Source organism: Kitasatospora sp. NPDC059408, assembly GCF_042751525.1.
Taxonomy (GTDB): domain Bacteria; phylum Actinomycetota; class Actinomycetes; order Streptomycetales; family Streptomycetaceae; genus Kitasatospora.
In genome coordinates this window covers 41,837-52,229 of record NZ_JBHYWI010000028.1, presented here as the reverse complement: position 1 = coordinate 52,229, position 10,393 = coordinate 41,837, and the positions used below count along the sequence as shown (strand labels likewise).

The window sequence follows — 10,393 nt, the reverse complement described above, 5'->3', positions numbered from 1 at the left end:
CCGGCCCGGAGCCCGCGTGGCAGCAGCTCGCCGTCCCCGCCCCCCGCGACACCCTCGGGGGCCCCCCCCGCCGCACCCGCACCCGCACCCGCACCCGCGCACGAGGGGGAGCCATCGGAGAGCGTTTCCGGCGCGGGACCTTCGCCGACCTGACCGCCGGCCGGGCGAACGCCTTCGGGGCGCTGCGCCTGCTGCTCGCCGCCACCGTGGTGGTGTCGCACGTCTACCCGCTCGGCTGGGGCCGCCAGGACCCGCTGTGGTCCTGGAGCGGGCAGCAGACCGACCTGGGCAAGAGCGCGGTCCTCGGCTTCTTCGCGATCTCCGGTTTCGTCATCACCGGCAGCGCCCGGCGCCTCGGCACCCTGCGGTTCGTCTGGCACCGCGCCCTGCGGATCGTCCCCGGGCTCTGGGTCTCGCTGCTCCTCTCCGCCGCCGTCCTGATGCCCGTGCTCTACCGGTGGCAGCACGGCACCCTCACCGGCTTCTGGGACCGCTCGGACGGACCGCTCAGCTACGTCACCAGCCTCGGCAGCAGCAGCCCGACCGCGGGCTGGGACGTCTCCGGAGTCATCGCCACGGGCATCCGCGCCGGGACGAACTTCGACGGCAGCCTCAACGGCGCCCTGTGGTCGCTCAAGTACGAGCTCCTGTGCTACCTCCTGGCCGCCCTGCTCGCCCTGGCCGGACTGCTGCGGCGACCGGCCGCCGTCCCCGCGCTGGCGCTCGCGCTCTGGGTGCTGATCCTCTCCGGCGCCACCGACCTGCCCCCGGACGTGCCCCCGGCCGGCGGACCGGGCGCCACCCTGCCGCTCCTCGGCCGGCTCACCTGGCACCTCGCCGCCGTCCTGGCCTTCACGTTCCTGCTCGGCACCGCCTGCCGGCTCCACGCCGAACGCATACCGGTGGACGACCGCCTCGCCCTGGCCTCCGCCGTGGCGCTGGCCGCCACGCTCCGCTGGGGCGGCTTCGGCGCCCTCGGCCAACCGGCCCTGGTCTACCTGCTGTTCTGGGCCGCGGCCCGGCTCCCCCGCTGGTGCCGGCGCCTCGACGGGATCGGCGACTACTCGTACGGGGTCTACATCTACGGCTTCCCCGTCGAGCAGGCCCTGGCGCTGGTCGGCTGCGCCGCGTACGGCCGGCCGGGCTTCCTGGCCTGCGCGCTCACCGTGACGGGCGTGCTGGCCGCCCTCTCCTGGCACCTCGTCGAGGAACCGGCCACGCGGCTGCGCGGCTGGACGCCCCGGCCGCTGCGCCGCAGCGCCGACCGGGACGGCTCGGCCGCCCGCATCACTTCTTGAAGACCCACACCTTCATCAGCAGGAAGCGGACCACGGTGGCCAGGCCGTTCGCCACGATCAGGCCGCCGACCTCGACGACCTTGGAGGCGTGCGGGGCCGCCACGTCGAGCAGGGCGAGCACGCCGGAGCTCAGCGCGAGCCCGATCACGAACGCGACGGCCCCCTGCAGCTGGTGGCGCAGCGCCCCCTCGCTGCCGGTGATCCCGAAGGTGAACCGCCGGTTGGCGGCGGTGTTGGCGACGGCGCTCACCGCGAGCGCGATCAGGTTGGCGGCCTGGGGGTTGACCACCATCCGGGCCACGACGTACAGCCCGAGGTAGAACAGCGTGCTCAGCACCCCGATGACCAGGAAGGACGGGATCTGGCGGTTGGCCTTGCCGCCGCCGGCGGAGCCCTGCTCCGCGGCGTCCGGCACCGTGGCCGCGTCGGTCGACTCGTTGGTGGAAACCATGTGGGAACCCATGCGATCTGCTTGTCGGGTCAGGAGAGCTCGTACACGGCCACCCGGCCGTTGTCGAAGACGGAGGTGGCGAGGGACTTCAGGAGCGGCGACTCCGGAGCCGGCTTGCGGTCCGCCACCAGGTACCGGACGTGGTACCGGTCCCGCAGCTCCCGGAGGATGTCGGCGGTCGGGTGGTGGATCGCATCGTCGTTGAGCTTGAGCAGCGGCTGGTCCCAGAAGCTGGCGGACTTCTCCGACATCAGCCGCGGCGAGTACGCCCAGCCCTCCACGAGCACCGAGCGCTCGGAGTAGGCGCTGAGCCAGAACGAGAGCGAGTTCCAGCAGTTCTGGCCCGGGACCGCCCAGTCGTTCTCGGAGCGGCAGTGGTCGTTGGTGACCAGGACGTCGGTCGGGCGGCTGTGCGCACGCACCCAGCGCGCGGCCTCGACCTGGCCGGCCGGCAGCGGCCAGGCGCCGTCCCAGGCGACGTGCTTCGACTGCTGGACGTCGAGCAGGAGCGACGGCGCACCGGCCACGAGCGCGCCCGTGAGGAGCACCAGCCCGCCGCGCCGGCGCAGCCCGGGCAGCGCCCGCCCGGCCGCCCGCCAGAGCAGTCCGACGACGACGGCGACGGCGGCGAGCGCGGCCGCGGCGGCCAGTGCGGGCACCAGCGGGGTGTACGACTTGGTGCCCTTGGCGTCGCCGACCGCCTTGAGCGCGAAGGTCGCCCAGTCCCCCGCGTAGTGGTAGATGCCGTACGTCAGCAGGCCCACGAAGGAGAGCGTGCCGACCGCGAGCGCGACCTTGCCCCGGGCGGGCAGCGCGGCCCGCTCGAAGACCTCGCAGTAGCCCCAGGCCGACAGCAGCACGCCGAACGGCAGCCCGGCCAGGGTGAAGTAGCTGGCGTTGAAGCCGTTGACCACCAGGTAGACCGCCGGGCCGGCCAGGGCGCCGCCGAGCAGGAACCACTGGGACTGCTCCAGCCGCAGCCGGCGCCGCCAGATCAACGGGACCATGCCCACCAGGCGGAGCTGGTGGTTGAGCAGGAAGGCGATCAGGGTCGCCGCGACGACCACCGCCTGCGTCACCGTGGTCCTGGTGTGCGCGGGGTCGGCCCAGTACTTCTGGACGTTGCCGAAGGGCACGACCTCCAGGCCGTAGCTCTCGAACTTGAACAGCACGGCGGTGGCGAACAGTTGGGCTCCGGCCACGATCGCGCCGAGGCGGACGATCGCCCACGGGATCCGCCGGGTGCCGATGAGCACCATCAGGCCCGCGAAGGCCAGGCCCGCCAGGGTGACGGGCAGGGAGCTCGCCTTGGCCGCGCTGGAGGCCAGCGCGAACAGCGCGACCAGGACGTAGGCGCCCCGGCCGAGCAGCGGCGCCCGGTCCCGCACGGCACCGCTGGCGTCCCCGTCCGCGTCCTCGTTCGCGTCGCTCGCGTCCTCGTCGCCGCGGCCGCGCAGCACGTCCGCGATCACGCCGATCAGCGCCATCAGCAGCGGCTGGCTGTAGGTCAGCGACAGGCTCGCCCAGGACATCAGCGGCACCAGCGGCGCGCCGAAGGTCCAGTTGGGGGTGTTGTTCGGGTAGACCGCGTTGAACTCGCCGACCGCGAACACCAGCAGCGCCGCGACCGGCCCGGCCCAGGCCCGGCCGGACAGCCGGTGCCCCACCACCGCGGTGATCACCATCGCGAGGGCGACCAGCGCGGGCACCATCAGCCGCATCTGGACGACCGGCAGGTCGATGTGGCCGACCAGGTCGGTCATCGCCATGTGCGCGAAGGTGAACCAGTGGTAGTGCAGCGGCTCCCCCGCCGCCTGCGGGAAGGTCAGCGGGAAGTTGTTCTTCGCGTTGCCGGCCAGCGAGAGCAGGTACGGCAGGTCGATGTACTGCCGGGTGGTCTCGGTGTCCGGGATGATCGGGTTGCGGCTGAGGACGGCCGCGTAGAGGTAGGCGCTCGTGAGGCCGACGATGCCGGCGACGGACCAGTTCCAGCCCGTCGAGGTCCGCCGGTACCCGCGCGGGAACCAGTGCCGCCGCAGCCGCGGCACTGCGAGGAACGGGACCACCACGGCGAGCGGCCACGCCGTGGCGGCCGACTGGAGGCCGAGCCCGACCAGGACCGCCCAGGCCGCCAGCTCCAGCACGAGACCGACGACGGCGCCGAAGGCGAGGTCCTCGACCAGGGTGTGCGGCCGGCGGCGCAGGGCCCGGAACACCAGGGTGCCCGGCAGCAGGACGCCCCAGAGCACGTAGAAGGTGTAGCGCGCGACGTCCGAGACGGAGGTGTCCGAGGCCAGGAGCAGGGCCACCAGCAGCGCGTACGCGGCCAGCGCCGGCAGGAACCGCACCAGTCGCGCGCCGGTGCCGGGCCGGGCGGTGCCGGACACCGACGCGCCGACCCGCCCCTCGGCCGCGGACGGCGTCCCGAGAGCGGGTGCGGTGCTGTCAGTGGTGCCCATCGCGTGTTCTTTCTCCTGCGGGCTCGGCGTCGGGGTCACGGCGGTCGGTGGCGGAGTCCGGTCCGGGCGGGACCGGACTCGCGCTCACGCCACGAACTCGGAGACCTTCGCCGGCTTCGCGCTGCGGCCGTCGGCCGAGTCGTAGCCCACGAAGTAGGCCGGTCGCGCCTGGGCCGCCGAGTAGATCCGGCCGACGTACTCGCCGAGCAGACCCATGCAGATCAGCTGGACGGCGCCGAGGAAGAGCATCCCGATGAACAGCGAGGACCAGCCGGGCACGGTCTTGCCGAGCGCGTACGCGACGGTGGTGTAGACGCCGAGGCCGAAGCAGAGCACGAAGCTCAGCACGCCGAGCCAGGTGGCGAGCCGCAGCGGGGCGGCCGAGAAGTTGGTGATGCTGTCGATGGCCAGGCGGAGCATCTTCGACAGCGGGTAGTGGGTGCTGCCGGCGACCCGCTCCTCGCGCACGTAGACGACCTCGCCGCTCGGGAAGCCCAGCCACGGCACGAGCAGGCGGTAGACCGGCTGGTGCTCGGGCAGTGCCTTCAGGGCCTCGACGGCGGCCCGGCTGAGCAGGCGGAAGTCACCGGCCTGGTTGGGCATCTTCTTGCCGACGAGCTTGCGCATCAGCCAGTAGTAGGCGCCGGCCGTGCGCCGCTTGAACACGGTGTCGGTGCCGCGGTCGCCGCGCACGCCGTAGACGATGTCGAGGTTCTGCTCGCGCGCGAGCGAGAGCATCTCGGGGATCTTCTCCGGCGGGTCCTGCAGGTCGGCGTCGATCGACACGACGTAGTCGCCGAAGGCGCGGTGGATGCCCGCGGTCAGCGCCGCCTGGTGCCCGGAGTTGCGCGCGAAGCGGACGATGCGGAACTCCGGCCAGTCCTGGTGGATCTTCTGCATGAGCGCCGGGGTCGCGTCGGTACTGCCGTCGTCGATGCCGACGACCTCGTAGCTGATGCCGAGGTCGTCGAGGATCGGACGCAGCCGCTCAACGGTCAGGGGCAGTGCCTCCTGCTCGTTGTAGATCGGCATGACGACCGACAACAGCGGCGCCGGCCTGGTGGCCTCCGGCTCTGCCGATACAGCTGCGGTGAACATCAGTTGTCGCCTGTTTCCTTGTGAATGGGGATGTTCGATCAGTGCCGGGGCCCTGGTGACGGCCAGGCTAGCAGCAGGTTTTTACCTCTCGATGAATGCTTCTTGGGCGGAGCATTCATCGAGGAGCCCACCGTTCAGGGGCGGCGGGGGGCAGGTTCGTCCGAGACCTGGCGCAGGGTCGCCATGGACCGGTCCAGGGCCTTCTTGAGGACCTTCGACAGCGGCTTCTCGACCAGCCGGTGGATCAGCCAGGCGGTGACCAGGACCGTGGCCAGCGCCGCGAGCAGGGCCGCCTTGACGCCGAGGCCCCGGGTGAGGAGGAAGTGGATCAGCGTCCAGCCGACCTCCTGGTGGATCAGGTACAGCGGGTAGGTCAGCGCGCCCGCGACGGTCAGCCACTTCCACTGCACCCAGTCGAACCAGCCCAGTGCCGCGCCCAGGACCAGCAGGAACGCCAACGTGACCGCGGCCGCCATGACGTTCCAGGAGAGCGGGTGGCCGAGGACGTTGACGTACATGTCCTTGATGGAGTTCAGCCTGGTCAGCGCGAGGATCCAGGAGAAGCCGACGATGCCCCAGAGCAGCAGGTTCGACCCGAACTTGTACATGAGGAACATGCCGACACCGGCGATGAAGAACGGCGACTCGTTCGGCATGGCCATCGTGGTCAGCAGCGGTATCCCGGCCTGCGGGGCGAGGACCGCGAAGATGGTCCAGATCCCGCAGAACGCCACCACCTTGCGGTAGGTGAGGCCGGTCGCCACGACGATGGCGAACAGCAGGTAGAACCGCATCTCGACCCAGAGGGTCCAGTACACGCCGTCGACGTGCCGCATCCCGAGCGGGGTCTGCAGCATCGTCAGGTTGCCGAGGATCGTGGTCAGGTTGAGCCCGTCCGCGGCACCGAGCCGGGCGAAGTGCTTGAAGTTGAGCACCACCAGGCTGGTCAGCGCGATGCCGGCCCAGTAGGCCGGGTAGAGCCGGACCACCCGGGAGACGAAGAACTCGCCCGGTCGTTTCCCCCAGCAGCTCATGCAGATCACGAAACCGCTGATCACGAAGAACAGCTCGACGCCGAGCCAGCCGTACGCCGCCATGCGGTTCACCAGTGGCAGCGCCTGCTTGGGGGTCACCCCCTGCCAGACGCCCGCGATGCCCACGTAGGCCGTCCAGTGGAAGGACATCACGCTGAGGGCGGCGAACAGCCGCATGCCGTCCAGCGCGTAGAGGCGGGGGCGCTTCGGCTTGAGGGCGCCGGATTCGCCGGTCCGGGCCGAGGCACGGCGCCGGAGCAACGAGGGCTTCGTCAGAAGCGGAGCAGAGGTCATTCCGGAGCGCTTTCGGCGAGTGGGGCGAAGAGAGCCACGGTCAGCCTCGCTCTGGCGACGGCTGCGGGTGCCCCAGTCTATCCGGCGCGGAAAGCCCCCACCCACACCGGTGCCCCGGATGCCAGCCGACACGCCGAAGGGCCCCGCACACCCTGGAGTGTGCGGGGCCCTTCGGACTGGCCTGTACGAGGCAGGCAGGTCAGAGCATCAATTACTTGATGATCTTGGTGACCTGGCCGGCGCCGACGGTGCGGCCACCCTCACGGATGGCGAACTTCAGGCCCTCCTCCATGGCGATCGGCTGGATCAGCGCGACCGTCATGCCGGTGTTGTCGCCCGGCATGACCATCTCGGTGCCCTCGGGGAGGGTCACGACGCCGGTCACGTCGGTGGTGCGGAAGTAGAACTGCGGGCGGTAGTTGTTGAAGAACGGGGTGTGGCGGCCACCCTCGTCCTTCGACAGGATGTAGGCCTGGGCCTCGAAGTCGGTGTGCGGGGTAACCGAACCCGGCTTGATGATGACCTGGCCGCGCTCGACGTCCTCGCGCTTGATGCCGCGGAGCAGCAGACCGACGTTCTCACCGGCCTGGCCCTCGTCGAGCAGCTTGCGGAACATCTCGATGCCGGTGACCGTGGTGGTGGTCTTGGTCTCCTTGATGCCGATGATGTCGACAGTCTCGTTGACCTTGAGGATGCCGCGCTCGATGCGGCCGGTGACGACGGTGCCACGACCGGTGATCGTGAAGACGTCCTCGATCGGCATCAGGAACGGCTGGTCCACGGCGCGGGCCGGGGTCGGGATGGCCTCGTCCACGGCGTGCATCAGGCCGAGGAGCTTCTCGCCCCACTCCTTGTCGCCCTCCAGCGCCTTCAGCGCGGAGACGCGGACGACCGGCAGGTCGTCGCCCGGGAACTCGTACTCGGAGAGGAGCTCACGGACCTCGAGCTCGACGAGCTCCAGGATCTCCTCGTCGTCCACCATGTCGGCCTTGTTCAGGGCGACGACGATGTAGGGGACGCCGACCTGGCGGGCCAGGAGGACGTGCTCCTTGGTCTGCGGCATCGGGCCGTCGGTGGCGGCGACCACCAGGATGGCGCCGTCCATCTGGGCGGCACCGGTGATCATGTTCTTGATGTAGTCAGCGTGACCCGGGCAGTCGACGTGGGCGTAGTGACGCGCCTCGGTCTGGTACTCGACGTGCGCGATCGAGATGGTGATACCGCGCTGACGCTCCTCCGGGGCCTTGTCGATCTGGTCGAACGGCGTGAAGGGGTTGATCTCCGGGTACGCGTCGTGCAGCACCTTGGTGATGGCCGCGGTCAGCGTGGTCTTACCGTGGTCGATGTGACCGATGGTGCCGATGTTGACGTGGGGCTTCGTCCGCTCGAACTTCGCCTTCGCCACTGAGTCCTCCTGAGGACAGTTCCTGTACGCCGTGCTGACGTCAGTTGGTCTTTTATCGGGTTGGGTGCGGGATGCCCGAGGACACCTCGTACCGTCCCGCGGGTGGGGGCCGGAGGGGCCCGGGAGAATCCGTCCGGATCCTCCCGGGTCGCCTCCTAATAGCCTAAGGGGTGGCAATCGTCCCGAATGTCGGGACGAACTGCCTCCTCGGGTAAGGGATCGGCTCGCGCCGGTCCTTACTCGCCCTTGGCCTTGGCGATGATGTCGTCCGCCACGTTCTTCGGAACCTCGGCGTACGAGTCGAACTGCATCGAGTAGCTCGCGCGACCAGAGGTCTTGCTGCGCAGATCACCGACGTAGCCGAACATCTCGGAGAGCGGCACCAGCGCCGTGACGACGCGGGCACCGTGACGCTCGTCCATGGACCGGATCTGGCCACGGCGAGAGTTGATGTCACCGATCACGTCGCCCATGTAGTCCTCGGGCGTGGTGACCTCGACGGCCATCATCGGCTCAAGAAGGACCGGCTTGGCCTTCCTGGCGCCTTCCTTGAAGGCCATCGAACCGGCGATCTTGAACGCGAGCTCGGAGGAGTCGACGTCGTGCGACGCACCGTCGAGCAGCGTGACGCGGACACCCTGGAGCGGGTAGCCGGCGAGCACACCGAACTCCATGGCCTCCTGGCAACCGGCGTCGACCGAAGGGATGTACTCCTTCGGCACGCGGCCACCGGTGACCTTGTTCACGAACTCGTAGCCCTCGGCCTGCTCGAGCGGCTCGATCGCGATCTGGATCTTCGCGAACTGGCCCGAACCACCGGTCTGCTTCTTGTGCGTGTAGTCGATGCGCTCGACGGCCGAACGGATCGTCTCGCGGTAGGCGACCTGCGGCTTGCCGACGTTGGCCTCGACCTTGAACTCACGCTTCATGCGGTCGACCAGCACCTCGAGGTGCAGCTCGCCCATGCCCGCGATGATGGTCTGGCCGGTCTCCTCGTCCGTGTTGACCTGGAAGGACGGGTCCTCCTCGGCGAGACGCTGGATGGCGACACCCAGCTTCTCCTGGTCGCCCTTGGACTTGGGCTCGATCGCGACGCGGATGACCGGGGCCGGGAAGTCCATGGACTCCAGGATGACCGGGTGCTTCTCGTCGGACAGCGTCTCACCGGTGGTGGTCTGCTTCAGGCCCATGACGGCGACGATGTCGCCGGCGCCCACCGACTCGATCTCCTCACGCTTGTTCGCGTGCATGCGGTAGATCTTGCCGATGCGCTCCTTCTTGCCCTTGACGGCGTTCAGCACCGAGGTGCCGGACTCCAGGCGGCCGGAGTAGATCCGGACGAAGGTGAGCTTGCCCAGGTGCGGGTCGGACATGATCTTGAACGCCAGCGCGGCCAGCGGCTCGTCGTCCGACGCCTTGCGGGAGATCTTGGTGTCCGGGTCGTTGGGCTTGGTGCCCTCGACGGACTCGATGTCCAGCGGCGACGGCAGGTACTTGACGACCGCGTCGAGCAGGGGCTGAACGCCCTTGTTCTTGAAGGCGGTACCACAGAAGATCGGGGTGAAGTCCGAGTTCAGGGTGCCCTTGCGGATCGCGGCCTGCAGCAGCTCGACCGGGATCTCCTCGCCCTCGAGGGCGAGCTCCATGATCTCGTCGCTGACGTTGGAGACGGTGTCGATCAGCGTCTCGCGGTACTCGTCCGCCTGCTCCTGCAGCTCGGCCGGGATGTCGACGATGTCGTACATCTCGCCCTTGGCGGCCTCGGCCGACCAGACCAGCGCCTTCATGCGGACAAGGTCGACAACGCCCTTGAAGTCCGCCTCGGCACCGATCGGGAGCTGCATGACCAGCGGGGTGGCGCTGAGGCGCTCCACGATGGTGTCGACGCAGAAGAAGAAGTTCGCGCCCGTGCGGTCCAGCTTGTTGATGAAGCAGATGCGCGGGACGCCGTAGCGGTCAGCCTGCCGCCACACGGTCTCGGACTGGGGCTCGACACCGGCGACACCGTCGAACACCGTCACGGCACCGTCGAGGACGCGCAGCGAACGCTCCACCTCGACGGTGAAGTCGACGTGACCCGGGGTGTCGATGATGTTGATGGTGTTGTCGACGTCGTCGACCGTCCAGTGACAGGTCGTCGCGGCCGACGTGATCGTGATGCCGCGCTCCTGCTCCTGCTCCATCCAGTCCATGGTGGCAGCGCCATCGTGGACCTCACCGATCTTGTACGAGACACCGGTGTAGAACAGGATCCGCTCGGTGGTGGTGGTCTTGCCCGCGTCGATGTGCGCCATGATCCCGATGTTGCGGACCCTGGCGAGGTCAAGGGAGGTTGCAGCCATGGTGGCTCGTTC

Annotated in this window: 7 protein-coding genes (1 of these 7 only partly in view); 1 reads left to right on the top strand and 6 read right to left on the bottom strand. The window is 69.5% G+C overall.

Annotated features, from left to right (window positions below; translation table 11 throughout):
- Positions 1-1,298, top strand: the 3' portion of a protein-coding gene (locus ACFXDE_RS20135) for an acyltransferase family protein (protein ID WP_380496040.1). The gene continues 208 nt to the left of window position 1, outside the view; only the last 1,298 of its 1,506 coding nucleotides appear in the window; its start codon lies off the left edge, out of view; its stop codon occupies positions 1,296-1,298.
- Here ACFXDE_RS20135 and ACFXDE_RS20130 read toward each other — a convergent pair.
- The 6 genes from ACFXDE_RS20130 to fusA form a co-directional block, all read right to left on the bottom strand.
- Positions 1,288-1,749, bottom strand: a complete 462-nt coding sequence (locus tag ACFXDE_RS20130) for a GtrA family protein (protein ID WP_380435895.1) — start codon at positions 1,747-1,749, stop codon at positions 1,288-1,290. The two genes, ACFXDE_RS20135 and ACFXDE_RS20130, sit on opposite strands and share 11 nt — an antisense overlap.
- A gap of 29 nt (positions 1,750-1,778) precedes the next feature.
- A complete protein-coding gene (locus ACFXDE_RS20125; protein WP_380496038.1) occupies positions 1,779-4,208 on the bottom strand; it encodes a hypothetical protein in 2,430 nt (809 codons plus the stop codon).
- Between the two features lie 84 nt (positions 4,209-4,292).
- Positions 4,293-5,306 carry a glycosyltransferase family 2 protein gene (locus tag ACFXDE_RS20120; protein ID WP_380435891.1) on the bottom strand — a complete coding sequence of 338 codons (1,014 nt, stop codon included), beginning with the start codon at positions 5,304-5,306 and terminating at the stop codon, positions 4,293-4,295.
- A gap of 134 nt (positions 5,307-5,440) precedes the next feature.
- The gene (locus tag ACFXDE_RS20115; RefSeq protein ID WP_380435889.1) at positions 5,441-6,601 is read right to left on the bottom strand and encodes an acyltransferase family protein; all 1,161 of its coding nucleotides are present in this window, start codon (positions 6,599-6,601) and stop codon (positions 5,441-5,443) included.
- A 244-nt stretch (positions 6,602-6,845) separates the two neighbouring features.
- On the bottom strand, positions 6,846-8,039 hold the full coding sequence (tuf, locus tag ACFXDE_RS20110; RefSeq protein WP_326846505.1) for an elongation factor Tu: 1,194 nt from the start codon (positions 8,037-8,039) through the stop codon (positions 6,846-6,848).
- 236 nt (positions 8,040-8,275) lie between these two features.
- A complete protein-coding gene (fusA, locus tag ACFXDE_RS20105; RefSeq protein ID WP_380435885.1) occupies positions 8,276-10,381 on the bottom strand; it encodes an elongation factor G in 2,106 nt (701 codons plus the stop codon).
- Positions 10,382-10,393 lie beyond the last annotated feature (12 nt).